The sequence below is a fragment of the Lutibacter profundi genome (genome assembly GCF_001543325.1).
Lineage (GTDB): Bacteria > Bacteroidota > Bacteroidia > Flavobacteriales > Flavobacteriaceae > Lutibacter > Lutibacter profundi.
Genome location: NZ_CP013355.1, coordinates 368,809 through 387,627, shown reverse-complemented (window position 1 = coordinate 387,627; position 18,819 = coordinate 368,809). Strand labels below are relative to the sequence as shown.

Below are 18,819 nucleotides of genomic sequence, written 5' to 3'. Positions count from 1 at the left end.
AACATAAATGAAAATTATTATTGCTCCTGATAAATTTAAAGGTTCCCTTTCTGCACAAGATGTTTGTGATGCAGTTGAAAAAGGTATTAAAAAATTTGATTCTACAATTGAAACCATTAAACACCCTCTTGCCGATGGCGGTGAAGGTACATTAGATATTTTACAAAACTATTTTAAATTAGAGACCATTTCTGTACTTGTAAAAAACCCTTTGTTCAAGTATATTGCTGCAAATTACAATGTATCAAGTGATACCGCTTTTATTGAAATGTCTAGTGCTTCCGGACTCCAATTATTAGAAAAACATCAGCAAAATTGTTATTATACTTCAACTATTGGTACAGGACAATTAATTTTAGATGCACTGGAAAAGGGTTTTAAAAATATTGTGCTTTTTATTGGAGGAAGTGCTACAAACGATGCTGGTATTGGTATGGCTACAGCCTTAGGTTATGAGTTTTACAACACCAAAAATGAATTAATTACTCCAATAGGAAAAGAATTAATAAATATAACCAAAATAAAAAAAGAAAATATACTTTTTGATTTGACCAACATTAACTTTACCGTTGTTTGTGATGTTAAAAACCCATTGTATGGCAAAAATGGAGCTGCTTTTGCCTACGGAAGTCAAAAAGGAGCTTCTGCTGAAGAAATTGAAATGCTAGATTTAGGCTTGCTAAATTTCAGTAAACAAGTTAAAAATCACTTCGGTAAATCTGTGAATACCATTGAAGGAGCTGGAGCTGGAGCTGCAGGTGGATTGGGTGCTGGCGCAGTATGTTTTTTAAATGCCAATATAAAATCAGGAATTGATTTTATGATAGAGCAAACCAAATTCAAAAAGCATTTAAACTCTAAAATAGATTTAATAATTACAGGAGAAGGAAGTGTTGATAAACAAACTCTTGAAGGAAAAGTAATTAAAGGTATTAGTGTTATTGCTACTCAAAATAACATCCCCTTTTCTATTATTTCAGGAGTTATTAAAGATAAAGAATTAGTTCAAGAAAATTTAAACCCTTCATCTATTCATGCAATTCTAGATTTAGGTGTAACTATTGAAGATGCTACCCAAAATGCTTCAAGTCACGTTACAAATATCGCTCATAACTTAATTCAGGCAATAAAAAAGACCGTCTGAAAATATTTTCAGACGGTCTTTTTTAAAAGTTAACTATAAATTATTATTGATTTCCTAAAATAATAGGTAAACCACCTTTTCCTGAACCTATAACAATAACTTTACTATTAGGAGATTCAGCTAATTTTATAGTAGCTTCAATACCTTTATCACGTAAAATTTTATCGTTAAGTGATGCACTTAAAATACGGTTAGCATCTGCTTTTCCTTGTGCTTCAATACGTACTTTTTCAGCTTCTTTTGATGCTGTTACCAATCTAAATTCATACTCTAAAGATTCTTGTTCTTGCTTTAGTTTACGTTCAATTGCTGTTTTGATTGTAGGAGGAAGTGTTACATCTCTCACTAAAACTGAATTTAGTTGTATATATTGAGGTTCAATAATTTTTTTTGTTTCTTCAAAAATTTCTGCCTGTATCGCATCTCTTTTTGTTGAATATAATTGTTCTGGTGTATATCTACCAACAACACTTCTTGTTGCTGATCTAATTGCAGGTATAATTACACTATTTAAATAATCTGAACCTCTTGTTTGATGTAAAAATCCAACTGTAGCTGCTGTAGGTTGATATAATACAGAAGCATCTAATTTAATTTCAAGTCCATTTGAAGATAATACAGACATCTCTCTTTCAAACAATTCTTGCTGTCTTACATTGTATACAAAAACTTTATTCCAAGGTGCAACTATATGAAAGCCTTCTCCCAAAGGTGCTTCATCTGTAACAACTCCGCCTCCAAAAGTTTTATATAAAACTCCTACTTCTCCTGAATCAATGGTAATTGTAGACTTTGATAAAAATATTATAACAACTATCACTAATATAATGATAGGCATTATTGATTTTGGTAATTTTAACTGTCCGTTATCGCTCATTTTTAGTTTTTTTAGATTTAGCCAAAAATACAAAATAGAATTCATTAAATTTAATTTTAAATACTATTTAGTAACAATAAACAGTTTAACCTTTCTCCAATGGTAAAAAAGCTCCTTTTGTTAAAATTTGTATATTTTCTAAGTTATTGTCTAATATTTCAATCCAATCTTCATTTTTTTCTCCAATTTCAACTTTTATTTTTTCAAATTTATATGTTTCATTATTTTTTTCTCTCAACACCAAAACAAAATATTCGCCATCTTTTTCAAGAACAGTTTCAATAGGTAATGCTTGTTTTTCAACAGAGTTGGTAATAATCTTCGCTTCAACAAACATACCTACTATAAAAGGTACATCTTCGTTTTCTAGGTGTCCATGCACCCTAACTGTTCTATTTTTATCAATTGATTTTCCAACTAAGAAAACTTTAGCTTTATATTTTTCTGAAGAAGACTCAGGAATTTTAAATAAAATTGGCTGTTTTTCTCTAATTTTTAAAATTTCTTTTTCAAATACAATTAACTCAAGGTGTTTATGTTCGTTATTTATTATTTCCAACAAAACATCTGATGCATTCATAAATTCTCCTACATTTGTATAAACAGCGGTTACACTTCCACTTATTGGAGCGTAAATTGGCACTATTGATGTTATTTTACCCGCTTTTACACTTAAGGGGTTGATATTAATCATTTTCAACTTTGCGGCCAATCCGTTAAGTAAAGCTACAGAACTTTTATAATCACTTTCTGCTTTTAAATAGTTTTTTTTCGAAGTGATGTTTTCATCAAATAAGATTTTTTGCCTATTATATTCAGATTTTAGATAGGTTAATTTCTCAGAAATTTCTAAATAATTTTGTTGTATTTCAATAAAATCTGGGTTCTCAATAGTTAATAATAATTGTCCTTTGGTTACCCTATCACCAACTAGTAACGGAGATTTCTTAACATATCCTCCAATTATAGCACTTACTTTTGCACGGTTTGCTGGAGGCACATCTATATATCCATTTGTTTTAATAGTTTCTGTAAAAAGTTGCTTTGAAATTTTCCCTAATTCCATTTTTGAATTTTCAAACTGAGAGGAAGTAATTTCAACAAGGCTATTATCTTTTTTTATAATATCAACAGGTATTTCTTCAGTTTTTGAATTTTTACAAGAAACTGTACTAATTATAAAAAAAAGGAATGCTATTTTTAATATGTGATTTTTCATTTTTATAAGTTTAAATAATTTATTTCTAAAACAATTTGATTATATGCATTTAAAATGTTTAAATAATCCATCTCAATTTTACTTGCAGTTTCAATGCTTTGTATGTATTGAAAAAAATCTATTTCCCCATTTCTATAGCTTAGTATGGCCGTTTTTAAAATTTCAGACGCCATTTTTTTTCCGTTATCTTGGTAATAATTTAACTGTGATTCATTTTTATTAAGTTCTTCTAATAAGCGCTCATATTTAGATGCTAGCTTCAGGCTTGAATCTATTGCCATTTCATTAGAAATATCCTCCTGTATTTTGGCAGCATTAATTTTTGATGATTTTCCCAAGAAGAACAATGGTATCGTAATTCCTGCCTGAAAACTGTTTACAGATGTATTTGCGACTAAATCTTTACTATTAAAATAATTAAATTGTAAATCGGGTAATAATTGTTGCTTTTCTAATCCTTTTTTAGCATTAAATAATCTTGAGTTTTCTGAATAATATCTATTAACCAAATGAGAGCTTAAATTTAAATACTTTAATTTAACTTTTGCTACGCCAATATTTTTTACTCTGGTTACTCTATTTGTTTGAAGCAATAAGTTAAAACTTTCATAAGCTATATTTATATCATTTTGAAGTTGATTGTACTGTACCTCAAATTGCTTGTGTTTTGACTGTGAAATAATCATTTCCAAATAACTAGATTCTCCCAATTCAAATTTTCGCTTTGCTGCTATTGAAAAGTTTTTATATAAACTATCTATATGAGCTAAATATTTCTTCTTTTGATTTAAATAAACAATTTTATAATATGATTTAGATACTTCTTTTATTAGGTTTTCTTTCGCTATATTATAGTTTAAATCCGATAAATTAGCGTTTATTTTAGCTACTTTCTTTTTCGCAAAGTATACTGTTGGAAATTCAATTGTTTGATCAATGCCAAAAGTTTCAAATGGTTTACCATTAACCCCTAAATTAGTTTCATCATAAGTATAGTACAATCTCGTTTTATCAATTTCAAAAGCTCCATTAACCAATTTTTTATCTTTATTAACTTCTAATTTCTTAATATTAAGCTGCTTATTATTATTAACAGCCAAAGAAATAGCTTCACTTAAAGTTATTGGTTTTTCTTGTGAAAAAGCAATTATTGGACTCAAAATAAGTAAAGAAAATATGGTCATTTTAAATTTATTTTTTCTCTTAATTTTAAATTCTTTGGTGTCAAAAATAGCATATAAAACAGGTAGCACTACCAAGGTTAAAATTGTTGCAGTTACCAAACCACCAATAACCACCGTAGCCAATGGTCTTTGAACCTCAGCTCCGGCATTTGTAGATATTGCCATAGGTAAAAAACCTAAAGCTGCTGCTGCTGCAGTTAATATAACGGGTCTTAAACGCTCTTTTGTTCCTAATAATATGCGTTCATTTATATCATCCATTCCTCTTTTTTTCAATTCTTTTAAATGCTCAATAAGTACTATTCCATTTAAAACAGCAATACCAAATAATGCTATAAACCCTACACCCGCAGAAATACTAAAAGGCAAATCTCTTATCCAAAGGAAAAGTACGCCTCCTACAGCTGACAAAGGAATTGCAGAGAATACCATAAGAGCTTCTTTTATAGATTTAAATGCAAAGTGTAATAGAATAAAAATTAGAAATAACGCTATTGGAAGTGCAATTATTAATCGTGCTTTGGCGCTATTTAAATTTTCAAACTGTCCTCCATAAGAAACGGTGTAACCAACAGGTAATTTCACTTCTTTTTCTATTATTTTTTGGATGTCTTCAACTACTGATTCCATATCCCTATTTCTAACATTAACCCCTATAACAATACGCCTTTTAGTATTGTCTCTAGATATTTTTGCTGGTCCTTTTGTATATGCAATTGTTGCCAATTCATGAAGTGGTATTTTATTTCCTGAAGGAGCATCAACATATAAATTTTTAAGTCCATCTATGTTTTTTCTATAACCCGATTGCATTCTTACAACTAAATCAAACCTACGCTCTCCCTCAAAAACACTCCCTAAAGTTTCTCCTGCAAAAGCCATTGAAATTACCTGATTTAAATCTTTGATATTTAAACCGTACCGAGATACTTTTTTTCTATCATAAGAAACAGTCATTTGAGGTAAACCGTCAATTTTTTCAACTATAATATCGGATGCTCCTTCAACATTTGCTATTTTTTGTTTAATTTCAGTTGCTTTACTTGCCAAAACAGTTAAGTCTTCACCAAATATCTTAATTGCAACATCGGCTCTAACACCTGTAATTAACTCATTAAAACGCATTTCTATAGGTTGTGTAAATTCAAAATCAACTCCAGGAATTATTGAAAGTTTTTCTTTAAACTTATCTGCTAATTCATCTTTTGTATTTGCAGAAACCCATTCTCCTTTTGGTTTTAATTTAATAATTACATCACTTTCCTCCATTGACATAGGATCTGTAGGTACTTCAGCAGCACCAATACGTGAAACTACTTGAGCTACTTCAGGGAAATTATCTAATAAAATTTGTTCTATCTGTGTTGTAATTTCTACAGTTCTTGTTAATGAAGTTCCTGTTTTTAAAACAGGTTGAATTACAAAATCTCCTTCGTCTAGTGTTGGTATAAACTCTCCTCCCATTCTACTAAAAAGAATACCTGTTGCTATTAATAATGCTACAGATGAAATAATTACAGTGTTTTTATGGTTTAATGCCCATTTAATTGTTGGTTCGTATAAACTTAAAAAGAAAGACATTAAACGTTTTGAAATGTTATTTTTTGTTACTTTTTCGGGTTTTAAAAAGATAGATGCAATAACAGGTACATACGTAAAACATAAAAACATAGCTCCAATTAATGCAAAACTAAAAGCCATAGCCATGGGTTTAAACATTTTCCCTTCAACGCCACTCAGTGATAAAATTGGTATAAATACAATTAATATAATAAGTTGTCCAAAAACAGCTGAAGTCATCATTTTTGAACTACTATCATAAGTTATTTTATCAATACTATCTTGTCTATCATTTTTTGATAGCTTCATCAACTCAGTTCTATTACTAGTAATTTTAAAGGCAATAAACTCTACAATAATAACAGCCCCGTCTATAATAATTCCAAAATCTATAGCGCCTAAACTCATTAAATTAGCATCTACTCCAAAAATATACATCATAGAGAGAGTAAATAATAACGACAAAGGAATTACAGAAGCGACAACTAAACCAGATCTAAAACTACCTAAAAGTAAGATGACTACAAATATTACAATAATAACCCCTAAAATTAGATTTTCGGCAATGGTAAAAGTAGTTTTCCCAATTAGTTCACTTCTTTCTAAAAAACCATTTATATAAATACCTTCAGGTAATGTTTTTTGAATTTCAGCCACACGTTGCTTAACTGCTTCAATAACTCTATTTGAATCTCCATCTTTAAGCATCATTACTTGTCCCAATACTTTTTCTCCTTCTCCATTACCTGTAATGGCGCCAAATCTATTTGCAAAGCCAAACTTAACTTCAGCAACATCTTGTATTAAAATAGGGATTCCCTCAACGTTCTTAACTACAATAGTTCTAATATCTTCGAGAGATTTTATCATTCCTTCCCCTCTAACGAAGTAACTTTCATTACTTTTTTCTATATAGCCACCACCAGCAATACTATTATTTTTTTCTAAAGCATCAATAATTTGAGTAATCTCAATATTCATTGATTTTAGTTTTTCGGGGTTTAAAGCAACCTCATATTGTTTTAAAAAGCCACCCCAAGTATTTACTTCAACAACTCCTGGAATTCCTGAAAGTTGCCTTTTAACTATCCAGTCTTGGATAGTTCTAAGTTCCATTGGAGAATATTTATTTTTATATCCTGGTTTTGTATCCAAAATATATTGATAAATTTCTCCTAATCCAGTTGTAATTGGTCCCATTTCTGGAGTTCCAAAGCCCTCAGGAATCTTTTCTGCAGCTGTTTTTATTTTTTCAGCTATCAATTGTCTTGGTAAATACGTTCCTAAATCGTCATCAAAAACAATGGTAACTACAGATAACCCAAATTTTGATACAGAACGTATTTCTTTTACTCCAGGTAAATTTGCCATTTCTAACTCTACAGGATATGTAATAAACTGCTCAACGTCTTGAGTTGATAGGTTACGTGATGTTGTTATAACCTGTACTTGATTGTTAGTTATATCAGGTACAGCACCAATAGGTATTTGTGTAAGAGAAAATATTCCAAATCCAAAAATGGCAGCTGTTATTAATAGTATAATAAGTTTATTGCTAATACTTAGCTTAATAATTTTTTGTAACATAATTTAATTAATTATAATTTATAGTGCTGAAAATCAATGGTATGACTTTCTTGATAGTAAAATAATAATAGAATTATGTATGCTTTGGCGGTTGGAAAATTTCAGTTGAGAATGAGCTTGAAAAAGGCTCTGTATAATTACATATTTTCTTTTCTAGATAGATTTCTTCAAAAGAATTTAATACTAAATTTTTTATAGCTACAGAAATATAAACCTGAAAATGTAGGTCTAACAAATATTTTTTAAGTGGTAAATTTTGATGTTCTTTATGTTTGTTTTTATGAGTTTCAAACTGGCTCCCATAATGCATTGAAATAAAATCCATAAAAGTATCTCCACTCTTAAAATGATCAGCAATATGATGTACTAAAGCTGGCATCTTGGTAATATCTTCTAATTGAAAGTTAAAACTTTGAATTAGAATGGTAAATGATAATATGAAGACAATGGTTTTATTCATTAATACTTAACAAATTTAATACAATCAATATTTGCAAATATTTTACATTATTTTTATTTAGGCTAGAAAATATGATAATAAAATTTTATTTACTAATAGTTAACCTTTATAGTATCCTTAAACCATTCCATAATATTTACGTGCAAACCACTCTATACTCAGTAAAAGTATAATTAAACCTAAAACCCACTTCCAGTCAATCAAAGATTTTTTTACAATTTCAGTTTTCTGAATTTTTTTAAACTGAGAATCAGATTTTAAATATGCTACAAGTTCAGTTACTTGGTTATTGTAAAAAACTTTTCCATTCGTATTATTCGCAAGTATTTTTAATTCTTTGCTATTGGCATTTGTATATTGTTGTTCAATTTCAAAAGGTAGTATTTTAAAGAGTCCTGATACTGAAGATTTTTGGTTTTCTACAGAAACTACGTAACTATATTCACCTGCAGGTATATTTGATAAATAAATTGTAAATCTGCTATCGAATTTAGCAAATGGTATTTTCTTTAAAAAACCACTTTTTTTATTGGAAACCGTCAACCAAAGTTTAGCTCTATTATCAAAGTTAAAATTTTTATCTAAATAACTTGCTGATATTGTAACCGTTTCATTTGTATAGTAAATAGACTTACTTATAATATTTAATCTTTTAGTTTGCTCATTTGAAGCTAAATATTGAGTTAAATTTGAAATAAACCCATCAAATATTTCAAATGTGTTATTTAAAGCATAACTACTCATTCTCCAACGCCATATATTTTCACCTGTTAGAATTGCCATCCGTTGCTTGCCATTTTCAAAAGTTGCAAGTAATGGGTTTCTTGTATTAACACCTCCTACTTTTTGATATAATAAAGAGTTAAAGGGCATAAAAAATGTAATATCGCCAAAACTATCTTCTAAAGGAGGGAAATCTAAAAAACCAATATCATTACTCAAAAAACCAGCATAACTTGTATTAAAAATAGGATAGTAATTTTCTAATTGTGGTATAGATTCTTTATGAAAGTTTGATTGAATTTTATTTAAAAAATTCCAATCTGTACTTAACCCTGAAACTATCAAATAATTCATTTTATTAGAGTTAACAGCATTAAATATTTTTCCAAAATCATTGGTTGGCTGATACAATATAACTAACTGATATTCATTTATATTACCCTTAAAATTAGTAATTTTAGATATTTTCACAGATCGTTGTTTATTGCGTTCTATAGATTTTTTAAACATTCCTAAATCAGGGTGAATAATTGATGTTAAAATTAAAATTTTAGATTTTTCTTCAATAACATTTATACTAAATGTTTTCATATTATTAAGCGTATTCTGCTCATCATCAAGTTCTTCAATTTTAACAGTATAATATTGAGTACCTTTAATTGATGCCGTTAAGAAGAAAGATGCTATTTTTGAAGTCTCAGACTCAAAAAAATGGAGTTTTTTTGAGTAAACTTTTTTCCCTTTGTGATAAACATTAATATTTTTTGAAATGTTTTCTTTTCCTAAATAATTTATAAATAATTCAACTGGAAATTTATGATTGATATTTGTAAATTTATTAACGTTTAATTGCTTTATTGCAATATCTTTAAAGGTTGTAGTATCACCAACAATTAATGGAAAAACTGGACTTTTATAATCTATAAATTCAATTCCACTCCCAGTTGTTTGATTCCCATCAGTAATAAGAATAATAGGATTGGTTCCTGTTTTGTATAATTTAGAAAATTCTTGAAACGGCAGTGATAAATTGGTTTGGTTTTTTTTAAAATTTAAAGAGTCTAAAACAGCTAAATTACTTCCGAAACTATAGTAATTAACTGAAAATTTGTTATTTATCGCTTTATTTTTTTTTAAAAATTCTATTGTATTTTTAACTTTTTTATTTTGAGATTTATACTCAATTGAACTTGAATTATCAATAGCTACTATTAAGTTTGGTTTAACAATTACAAGTTTCTCTTTTTCAATTTGAGGATTTATTATTAAAATTAAGATTGATAAAACACTTAGAAACCGAATAAAGAAAAGCCAATAATTTAATTGGCTTTTTTCTTTATTTTGAAATAAATATTGAAAACTAGCAATAAATAAAGCTGCAAAAACTGCTAAAATTATGAATACTATTGTTGCTGTTTTCAATACTTTTTATTTATGTTAGCATTCCCCCATCAACACTTAGTGTTTGCCCAGTAATATAAGCACTCATATCTGATGCTAAAAACACACAGGCATTTGCCACGTCTTCAGGTGTTCCTCCTCGTTTTAAAGGAATTGCATTTCTCCATTCTTTTACAGTATCTTCAGGTAAATTTGCAGTCATTTCAGTTTCAATAAATCCCGGTGCAATTACATTACTTCTTATATTTCTTGACCCTAACTCTAATGCAATTGATTTTGAAAACCCAATAATACCTGCCTTTGATGCTGCATAATTTGCCTGACCTGCATTTCCTTTTAGCCCTACTACAGAACTCATATTTATAATTGAACCTTTACGCTGTTTCATCATTGGTCTAATAACAGCTTTTGTTAAATTAAAAACCGATTTTAAATTAACTTCAATAACGGTATCAAAATCATCTTCTGAAATACGCATTAAAAGATTATCTTTAGTTATACCTGCATTGTTAATTAAAATATCAATAGTTCCAAATTCTTTCAATACATTAGATGCTAACTCTTGTGCAGCGTCAAAATTAGCGGCATTAGATTGGTATCCTTTAGCTTTTATACCATAAGATTCTAATTCTTTTTCAAGTTCTTTGGCCGCTTCAATAGAAGCATTAAATGTGAAAGCTATATTAGCTCCTTGTTTTGCAAATACAACAGCAATTCCTTTTCCTATACCTCTTGTTGCTCCTGTAATTATTGCTGTTTTATTTTCTAAAAGTTTCATATACTAATTATTATTAATTTTTTGATAAACCAAATATACACATTTGTATAAAAAAAGCTTCCATATAGGAAGCTTTTTAAATAAAAGTTAAGATTTTTATTAACCTAATATTTCAGCAACTTTTTCTCCTATTTTAGCAGGAGATTCAACTACATGAATACCATTTTCTTTTAAAATAGCCATTTTTGCTTGTGCTGTATCATCTTTTCCTCCAACAATTGCACCTGCATGTCCCATTGTTCTTCCTTTTGGAGCTGTTTGCCCAGCAATAAAACCTATTACAGGTTTTTTATTTCCAGTTTCTTTTATCCATCTTGCAGCTTCAGCTTCTAATTGTCCTCCAATTTCACCAATCATTACAATGGCTTCTGTTTCATCATCATTCATAAACAATTCTATAGCATCTTTTGTTGTAGTTCCAATAATAGGATCTCCTCCAATACCAATTGCAGTAGAAATACCATAACCGTTTTTTACAACTTGGTCTGCGGCCTCATAAGTAAGAGTTCCCGACTTAGAAACTATTCCTACATTTCCTTTTTTAAAGATAAATCCAGGCATAATTCCAACTTTAGCTTCTTCAGGTGTAATTACTCCAGGGCAGTTTGGGCCTACCAATCTACACTCTTTATTATCAATATAGGCTTTTACTTTTACCATATCTGCAATTGGAATTCCTTCTGTAATACAAATAATTACTTTAATTCCCGCGGCTGCTGCTTCCATAATAGCATCTCCTGCAAATGCGGGTGGTACAAAAATTATTGAAGTATCTGCTGCAACTTTATCAACCGCATCTTGTACGGTATTAAAAACAGGTTTCCCTAAGTGAGTTTGCCCTCCTTTTCCAGGAGTAACACCACCCACAACATTGGTTCCATAATCTATCATTTGGGTTGCATGAAATGTTCCTTCACCTCCTGTAAAACCTTGTACGATTATATTTGAATTTTTATTAACTAAAACACTCATTGAAGTATATTTTTTTATTAATGTATTAACTAGTACAAAAGTAATTTTTTCTAGGTTCTGAATAAAAGAAAAATTACTTTTTTTGATTTTTTATCAATTGTTTAATTTCTATTATTTCTTTTAACTTTTTTCTTGATTCTTCAATTGGTGTTCCGAAGTAGGTTTTACCACCTTTTACAGACTTGGTAACTCCCGTTTGTCCAAGTACAATTGCGCCTTTTCCAATAGTAATTCCGCTGTTTGTTCCTACTTGTCCCCATAAAATAACATCATCTTCTATAATAACACAGCCTGCAACACCTGTTTGTGATGCTATTAAACATTTTTCACCAATAATAGTATCGTGACCTATTTGTACTTGATTATCTAATTTTGTACCTTTTTTAATTGTTGTAATTGCTGAAACTCCTCTGTCAATTGTGCATAGAGCTCCAATATCTACATTATCTTCTATCAGTACACTTCCTCCAGAAATTAACTTATCATAACCTGCTTGTCTTTTTTTATAATAAAAGGCATCTGCTCCTATAATACTTCCGGCATGAATAGTAACATTATTTCCTATAATACAATTATCATAAATTGTTACATTTGGATGTATAACACAGTTTTCCCCAATTTCAACATTATTACCAATAAACACATTTGGTTGTACGATAGTATTTTTTCCAATAATTGCAGTTTTTGAAATTGAAGAATTTGAAGGCTCAAAAGGATTAAAATGTTTTGTTAATTTATTGAAACACGTAAATGGGTCTTTTGCTATTAATAAAGCCTTGCCTTGCGGGCATTTTACTTTTTTATTAATTAATATTACTGAAGCTTTTGATTGTAGAGCTTTATCGTAATATTTAGGATGATCTACAAAAACAATATCTCCTTCTTCAACTACATGAATTTCATTACAACCAAAAACTGGAAAATCTGAAGGTCCTACAAACTTTGCATCAATTAACTGAGCAATTTCTTTTAAACTATGTCCTCGAGGAAATTTCATGATTCATTATTTTTTTTTACCATAAATTATTACACGTGCAAATAAGAAATATAACATAGGAATTTTAGATATCAAAACATCTAAGTTATACCCAGTCTTATTTAACCAATTATCGTATTTTTTATCTCCAAAAATTTGCAATGATAAATATCCAAAAACCACACTAAAAAAATCAAAAAAGTGATGATTAAAAGTAAATTTATTTTTTATTAGTTTAAAGTCTTTAGACACTAAAGCATGCTCATCTGGAGTCCTTTCTTTTGGATTCAATTTTCTGTAAATCTTATAGATTGGATTAATGTTAAGGGGTTCCAGAAACAAGATATAACCATTGGGTTTTAATACTCTATGAATATGTTTAATTGATTTATCAATATTTAAATGATGTAGTATTGCACCTCCAAACACAATATCAAATGACTCATCAGGAAAAGTTAAATTATTTGCATCCATCAATTGAAAATTAATATCAAATAAAACATTTTTAGCTTGAGAAATTCCTTTATTCAATTCTACTTCAGAAATATTTATACAGGAAAGTTTTTTTGGTATTACCCCATTTTTTATCCAACTTGCCCAAGTATAAGAACCTATTTCAAGTATTTCTTTATTATGAAAAGTCTTAATAATATCATTTAATATTCTATTTTCTCTTTTATAAGAATAAAAAAAAGCATGTCTCCTAATTTTCTTTATTTTTGTTCTCTCTAACTTATTTTCATCCCAATATTCCTGTTCTGTCTTATTTATTTCTTCAACAGATTTTAAATTTTTCATGATACTAATTAAGCAGAATTAATTATTCTTTAACACGTTCTAAATAAGATCCTTTTGAAGTATCAACTTTAACTTTATCACCTTCGTTAATAAATAAAGGAACATTTATTTTTGCTCCTGTTTCAACGGTTGCTGGTTTTGTTGCGTTTGTTGCTGTATTGCCCTTTACTCCAGGCTCAGTATGTGTAATTTCTAAAATAACACTTGCTGGCATATCTACAGATAAAGGCATACTATCTTCTGTATTAAAAATTATAGTTACTATTTCTCCTTCTTTTAACAAATCTGGAGCATCAAGAGTTTCTTTTTCTAATGTTATTTGGTTGTAATCGTCTGTATTCATAAAGTGAAAAGTGTCTCCTTCTGGATATAAAAATTGGTACTTTCTAGTTTCAACTCTTATATCCTCTATTTTTCTTCCAGCTGGAAATGTATTTTCTAACACTTTACCAGATGTTAAGCTTTTTAATTTAGTTCTAACAAATGCAGGCCCTTTACCTGGTTTTACATGTAAAAATTCTACTACTTTAAAAATATCATTATTGTGTTTTATACACAAACCATTTCTTATGTCTGATGTTGTTGCCATTTTTATTTTAAGTTTTAGTCTAAGTAGAATTATCTAACCTAGTTTATAAATATTAACCTCCTATATAACCTTTCATAATCCCTCTTTGAGAATTTTTAATGAAAAGTATGATTTGATCTCTTTCTTTTGTTGCTTCCATATCAGCTTCAATTTTTTCGAGTGCTTGAGTTGTATTGTGATTTTTTTGATATAAAATTCTAAAAATATTTTGAATTTCTCTAATTTTTTGCGTTTCAAAACCTCTTCTTCTTAAGCCAATAGAATTAATACCTATAAATGAAATAGGTTCTTTACCTGCTTTGGTATATGGAGGTACATCTTTTCTAACTAATGACCCTCCTGATACTAATGAATGATCTCCTATATGAATAAATTGATGAACAGCCACTAAACCACTTAATATTGCATAATCTCCTATGGTTACATGCCCTGCAATTATTGATCCATTTGCCAGTATACAGTTATTCCCAACAATACAATCATGGGCAATATGTGAAGTTGCCATAATTAAACAATTATCACCAATTTGGGTTTTCCCTAATACTTTTGTTCCTCTATTTACTGTTACACATTCTCTAATAGTAGTATTATCACCTATAATTGCTAAAGAATCTTCTCCATCAAATTTTAAATCTTGAGGAATTGCAGAAATAACTGCACCGGGGAAAATTCTACAATTTTTTCCTATTCTCGCTCCTTCCATAATGGTTACGTTAGAACCAATCCAAGTTCCTGCACCAATTGTTACATTGTTATAAATAGTAGTAAAGGGCTCTACTACTACATTTGTTGCTATCTTTGCTCCTGGGTGTATATAAGCCAACGGTTGATTCATTATTCTTTTGATTTTTTTGCTATTTGAGCCATTAACTCTGCTTCTACTACTAATTTTCCATTTGCATAACCGCATGCTTGCATATGACAAATACCTCTTCTAATTGGTGTAATAAGTTCTGCTTTAAAAATTAAAGTGTCTCCTGGTAATACTTTACGTTTAAACTTAACTTTATCCATTTTCATAAAATATGTTAAGTAATTTTCAGGATCTGGTACTGAGCTCAATACCAAAATACCTCCGCATTGTGCCATAGCTTCAACTTGTAAAACCCCCGGCATAACTGGTGCGTTTGGAAAATGCCCTACAAAAAAAGCCTCATTCATAGTTACATTTTTCATTCCAATAACATGCTTATCTGATAATTCTAAAATTCTATCAATTAACAAAAAAGGAGGCCTATGAGGAAGAATACTCATTATTTTATGAATATCCATTAACGGAGGCTCGTTTAAATCAAATTCGGGTACACTATTTCTTTTTTCGTGTTTAATAATTTTTTGTAACTTTTTTGCAAAAACTGTATTTACTAAATGACCTGGTTTATTCGCTATTACTTTACCTTTTATTCTTGTACCAACCAACGCTAAATCTCCAATAACATCTAATAATTTATGACGAGCAGCTTCATTAGCCCAACGCAATGTAAGGTTGTCTAGTATACCGTTTGGTTTAACTGCTAAATTTTCTTTCTTAAAAGCTTTTTTTAATTTTAACATTGTTTGTCTAGAGATTTCTTTATCTACGTATATTATCGCATTATTTAAATCTCCTCCTTTAATTAAATTATTATCAAGCAATGTTTCTAGTTCATGTAGAAAGCTAAATGTTCTTGCATTTGCAATTTCATGTTTAAAATCTGAAAGTGAATTTAGGGTTGCATTTTGAGTTCCTAAAACTTTAGTGCCAAAATCTACCATTGCTGTTATCTGATATTTTTCAGAGGGCATTAAGATAATTTCACTTCCCGTTTCCTCATCTTTATACGAAATAACTTCCTTTACAACGTACTCTTCTCTTTCGGCTTCTTGTTCAATAACTTCTGCCTTATCGAGTGCTTCTACAAAATATTTCGATGAACCATCCATTATTGGAGGTTCCGCTGCACTAATTTCAATTTTAATATTATCAATGTCCATTGCTACAACAGCAGCCAAAACATGTTCAGAAGTATTAACAAAAACACCTCTTTTTTCTAAATTAGTACCTCTTTGAGTATTTACAACATATTCTGCACTAGCCTCAATTATAGGCTCTCCTTCTAAGTCTATCCTTACAAAAGCATATCCATGGTTTACAGGAGCTGGTTTAAAAGTTAAAGTAACTTTATTGCCTGTATGCAAACCAACACCTGTAAGTGTTACCTCATTTTTGATTGTTTTTTGTTTGTTACTCATTATTTCTCTTTTAAAGCTTTTATTTCCTTTTCTAATAAATTTATCGTTGCTACCAATTCAGGAAGTTTTTTAAAGTAAACATACGATTTAAAATAATCTGAATAATTAAGTGCAGGTGACCCTTGAATTATTTCGTTATCATTGATATTTCTACCTACACCTGTTTGAGCTTGTATACGTACATTATTACCAATAACTAAATGTCCTGCTATACCTACTTGACCGCCAATCATGCAGTTTTCACCTATTTTAACTGAACCAGCGATACCTGTTTGAGCTGCAATTACGGTATTTTCGCCAATTTCAACATTATGTGCTACCTGAATTTGATTATCTAATTTCACTCCTTTTCTAATGATAGTTGACCCTAATGTTGCCCTATCTATTGTTGTTAAAGCTCCAATATCTACATTATCTTCAATAATAACATTTCCTATTTGAGGTATTTTGCTAAATGTACCTTTTGAATTTGGTGCGAATCCAAATCCGTCAGCACCAACAATGCTTCCTGAATGAATTGCACAATTTTTTCCAATGATAGTTTCTGAGTAAATTTTTGCGCCAGTGAATATGGTTGTATTCGACTCAATTACAACATTTTCTCCTATATGAACATTCGGATAAATTTTAACATCGTTCCCTATTATTACATTATCACTTATGTAAGCAAAAGCCCCTAGATATATATTTTTACCTATAGATGCCGATTTACTAATAAAAGAAGGCGACTCTATACCTGATTTGTTTAATTTAACCTCACTATAAACTTCTAATAGTTTTGAAAAAGCCTCATAAGGATTCAACACTTTAATAAGTGTAGTTTTTACTTCTTTCTCTGCAATAAAATCTTTATTTACTATAGTTATAGAAGCTTCTGTAGAGTATATATGCGGTGTGTATTTTGGATTTGATAAAAAAGTTAAAGAGCCTTTTTCACCTTCTTCAATCTTCGAAAGTTTAAATACTTCAACATTTTCGTTTCCTTCTATTTCACCTTCTAATATTTCGGCTATTTGATTTGCTGTAAATTTCATGAGTTGCAAAAGTAAAAAAAAAAATGGCGACTACCTATTTCTTAGGATAGCAGATATAGTACTTAATTACTGGATTTGATAATGCTTGCAAATTTAAGTGATCTGATGCTTCTGTAACATCTTTTATTACTCCTTTCTTATACAGTATTTGGATATTATTTTTTGTTGCATCATAAGCTTGATTTTGGATTTTACCGGTGTAAACAAAATAATCTAATTCTTTGTCACTCAAATCAAAAGCTTCTTTAACTTGTTTTTTTATAATTTCAATTTGATTTTCAGCAAATGGTTCTTTTTGAAGAATTACCTTAGGTAATTTTCTGTTTATCAAACTTTCTGACAATGTTGAAATTATAAAATCATTACAAGAAATCCATTCTTTTATAGCTGAAAAAACATCATAATCATCTAATTTCGCAAAAGTTTTTAACGCTTCATCTGTAAATTCTTCAAGTTCTGTATCTCGTTTTAAAAAATACAGAAATGCTTTACTAGCAGGTAATTTTTTGCCTTGTAATGTTAATTCTTTAGCTCGTTTTAAAATTTTTCCTAATAATTTTTCAGCAACTAACCCTGTTTTGTGTAAATAAACTTGCCAATACATTAGCCTACGAGCAACAATAAATTTTTCTACTGAATAAATTCCTTTTTCTTCAACTACTAAATTATCATTTTTAACATTTAGCATCGTAATTAAACGTTCTGAACTTATATTTCCTTCGGCTACACCTGTATAAAAACTATCCCTATTTAAATAGTCTAACCTATCCATATCTAACTGACTTGAAATCAATTGATACAAAAAATTACGATGATAATTCCCCTTAAAAATTGTAATTGCTAATGAAAGTTTTCCTTGAAATTCTTTATTTAAGGCTTCCATAAATTTTAAAGAAATTAATTCATGGTTTATTCCTGAAACAATATTGTTTTCCAATGCATGCGAAAAAGCACCATGACCAATATCATGTAACAAAATAGCAATATAGAGCGCATTTGCTTCTTCAGTAGTTATATTTATTCCTTTAAATTTTAAAATTCTCACAGCCTTTTGCATTAAATGCATACTTCCTATTGCATGGTGAAACCTTGTATGATGTGCACCTGGATACACTAAATAGGATAAACCCATTTGTGAAATTCGCCTTAAACGTTGAAAATAAGGGTGATCTATTAAATCGCAAATTAATGTATTTGGAATGGTAATAAAACCGTAAATTGGATCGTTTAATATTTTAAGTTTGTTCGTTTTAATTTCGATCAAAATAATTATTTTTATAATATT

General features: G+C 29.2%; 15 protein-coding genes. 1 reads left to right on the top strand and 14 read right to left on the bottom strand.

All coding sequences use genetic code 11. The features are described from left to right. Window positions 1-7 precede the first annotated feature (7 nt). Complete coding sequence (locus Lupro_RS01730) at window positions 8-1,144, top strand: glycerate kinase (protein WP_068205768.1); 1,137 nt, start codon at window positions 8-10, stop codon at window positions 1,142-1,144. Between the two features lie 43 nt (window positions 1,145-1,187). On the opposite strand, the gene Lupro_RS01725 is transcribed toward Lupro_RS01730, so the two are convergent. From Lupro_RS01725 to Lupro_RS01660, 14 genes are all read right to left on the bottom strand, one after another. Continuing rightward, the gene (locus Lupro_RS01725) at window positions 1,188-2,021 is read right to left on the bottom strand and encodes a prohibitin family protein (RefSeq protein WP_068211336.1); all 834 of its coding nucleotides are present in this window, start codon (window positions 2,019-2,021) and stop codon (window positions 1,188-1,190) included. Window positions 2,022-2,106: 85 nt separating this feature from the next. Next, window positions 2,107-3,240 (bottom strand): efflux RND transporter periplasmic adaptor subunit, encoded by a 1,134-nt coding sequence (locus Lupro_RS01720; RefSeq protein ID WP_068205767.1) that lies wholly within the window; start codon window positions 3,238-3,240, stop codon window positions 2,107-2,109. A 2-nt stretch (window positions 3,241-3,242) separates the two neighbouring features. After that, on the bottom strand, window positions 3,243-7,571 hold the full coding sequence (locus tag Lupro_RS01715) for a CusA/CzcA family heavy metal efflux RND transporter (protein WP_068205766.1): 4,329 nt from the start codon (window positions 7,569-7,571) through the stop codon (window positions 3,243-3,245). A gap of 73 nt (window positions 7,572-7,644) precedes the next feature. Then, entirely contained in the window at window positions 7,645-8,031 is a 387-nt protein-coding gene (locus Lupro_RS01710) for a hypothetical protein (RefSeq protein WP_068205765.1), read from the bottom strand. A gap of 117 nt (window positions 8,032-8,148) precedes the next feature. Then, entirely contained in the window at window positions 8,149-10,176 is a 2,028-nt protein-coding gene (locus Lupro_RS01705) for a vWA domain-containing protein (protein WP_068205764.1), read from the bottom strand. A 10-nt stretch (window positions 10,177-10,186) separates the two neighbouring features. Then, complete coding sequence (gene fabG, locus Lupro_RS01700) at window positions 10,187-10,933, bottom strand: 3-oxoacyl-[acyl-carrier-protein] reductase (protein WP_068205763.1); 747 nt, start codon at window positions 10,931-10,933, stop codon at window positions 10,187-10,189. 99 nt (window positions 10,934-11,032) lie between these two features. Further along, window positions 11,033-11,905, bottom strand: a complete 873-nt coding sequence (gene sucD / locus Lupro_RS01695; RefSeq protein ID WP_068205762.1) for a succinate--CoA ligase subunit alpha — start codon at window positions 11,903-11,905, stop codon at window positions 11,033-11,035. A gap of 73 nt (window positions 11,906-11,978) precedes the next feature. Beyond that, a complete protein-coding gene (locus tag Lupro_RS01690; protein WP_068205761.1) occupies window positions 11,979-12,902 on the bottom strand; it encodes a UDP-3-O-(3-hydroxymyristoyl)glucosamine N-acyltransferase in 924 nt (307 codons plus the stop codon). A gap of 6 nt (window positions 12,903-12,908) precedes the next feature. Continuing rightward, window positions 12,909-13,679: a class I SAM-dependent methyltransferase gene (locus tag Lupro_RS01685; protein WP_068205760.1), complete on the bottom strand. Its 771-nt coding sequence runs from the start codon at window positions 13,677-13,679 to the stop codon at window positions 12,909-12,911. Between the two features lie 22 nt (window positions 13,680-13,701). Then, complete coding sequence (efp, locus tag Lupro_RS01680) at window positions 13,702-14,268, bottom strand: elongation factor P (protein WP_068205759.1); 567 nt, start codon at window positions 14,266-14,268, stop codon at window positions 13,702-13,704. A gap of 52 nt (window positions 14,269-14,320) precedes the next feature. After that, window positions 14,321-15,103 carry an acyl-ACP--UDP-N-acetylglucosamine O-acyltransferase gene (lpxA, locus tag Lupro_RS01675; RefSeq protein ID WP_068205758.1) on the bottom strand — a complete coding sequence of 261 codons (783 nt, stop codon included), beginning with the start codon at window positions 15,101-15,103 and terminating at the stop codon, window positions 14,321-14,323. Continuing rightward, the gene (locus Lupro_RS01670) at window positions 15,103-16,500 is read right to left on the bottom strand and encodes a bifunctional UDP-3-O-[3-hydroxymyristoyl] N-acetylglucosamine deacetylase/3-hydroxyacyl-ACP dehydratase (protein WP_068205757.1); all 1,398 of its coding nucleotides are present in this window, start codon (window positions 16,498-16,500) and stop codon (window positions 15,103-15,105) included. Before Lupro_RS01670 ends, lpxA begins: the two co-directional genes overlap by 1 nt. Further along, window positions 16,500-17,534, bottom strand: coding sequence for a UDP-3-O-(3-hydroxymyristoyl)glucosamine N-acyltransferase (gene lpxD, locus Lupro_RS01665; protein ID WP_068205756.1), 1,035 nt, complete (start codon window positions 17,532-17,534; stop codon window positions 16,500-16,502). Before lpxD ends, Lupro_RS01670 begins: the two co-directional genes overlap by 1 nt. Window positions 17,535-17,568: 34 nt before the next feature. After that, window positions 17,569-18,789, bottom strand: coding sequence for an HD domain-containing protein (locus Lupro_RS01660; protein WP_068211333.1), 1,221 nt, complete (start codon window positions 18,787-18,789; stop codon window positions 17,569-17,571). Between the last annotated feature and the right edge of the window lie 30 nt (window positions 18,790-18,819).

Bases quoted from the DNA above. Each gene is read 5' to 3' on its own strand.
- lpxD (WP_068205756.1), bottom strand. From the start codon at position 17,534: ATGAAATTTACAGCAAATCAAATAGCCGAAATATTAGAAGGTGAAATA.
- Lupro_RS01730 (WP_068205768.1), top strand. From the start codon at position 8: ATGAAAATTATTATTGCTCCTGATAAATTTAAAGGTTCCCTTTCTGCA.
- Lupro_RS01715 (WP_068205766.1), bottom strand. From the start codon at position 7,571: ATGTTACAAAAAATTATTAAGCTAAGTATTAGCAATAAACTTATTATA.
- lpxA (WP_068205758.1), bottom strand. From the start codon at position 15,103: ATGAATCAACCGTTGGCTTATATACACCCAGGAGCAAAGATAGCAACA.
- Lupro_RS01710 (WP_068205765.1), bottom strand. From the start codon at position 8,031: ATGAATAAAACCATTGTCTTCATATTATCATTTACCATTCTAATTCAA.
- Lupro_RS01670 (WP_068205757.1), bottom strand. From the start codon at position 16,500: ATGAGTAACAAACAAAAAACAATCAAAAATGAGGTAACACTTACAGGT.
- fabG (WP_068205763.1), bottom strand. From the start codon at position 10,933: ATGAAACTTTTAGAAAATAAAACAGCAATAATTACAGGAGCAACAAGA.
- efp (WP_068205759.1), bottom strand. From the start codon at position 14,268: ATGGCAACAACATCAGACATAAGAAATGGTTTGTGTATAAAACACAAT.
- Lupro_RS01725 (WP_068211336.1), bottom strand. From the start codon at position 2,021: ATGAGCGATAACGGACAGTTAAAATTACCAAAATCAATAATGCCTATC.
- Lupro_RS01720 (WP_068205767.1), bottom strand. From the start codon at position 3,240: ATGAAAAATCACATATTAAAAATAGCATTCCTTTTTTTTATAATTAGT.
- Lupro_RS01690 (WP_068205761.1), bottom strand. From the start codon at position 12,902: ATGAAATTTCCTCGAGGACATAGTTTAAAAGAAATTGCTCAGTTAATT.
- sucD (WP_068205762.1), bottom strand. From the start codon at position 11,905: ATGAGTGTTTTAGTTAATAAAAATTCAAATATAATCGTACAAGGTTTT.
- Lupro_RS01685 (WP_068205760.1), bottom strand. From the start codon at position 13,679: ATGAAAAATTTAAAATCTGTTGAAGAAATAAATAAGACAGAACAGGAA.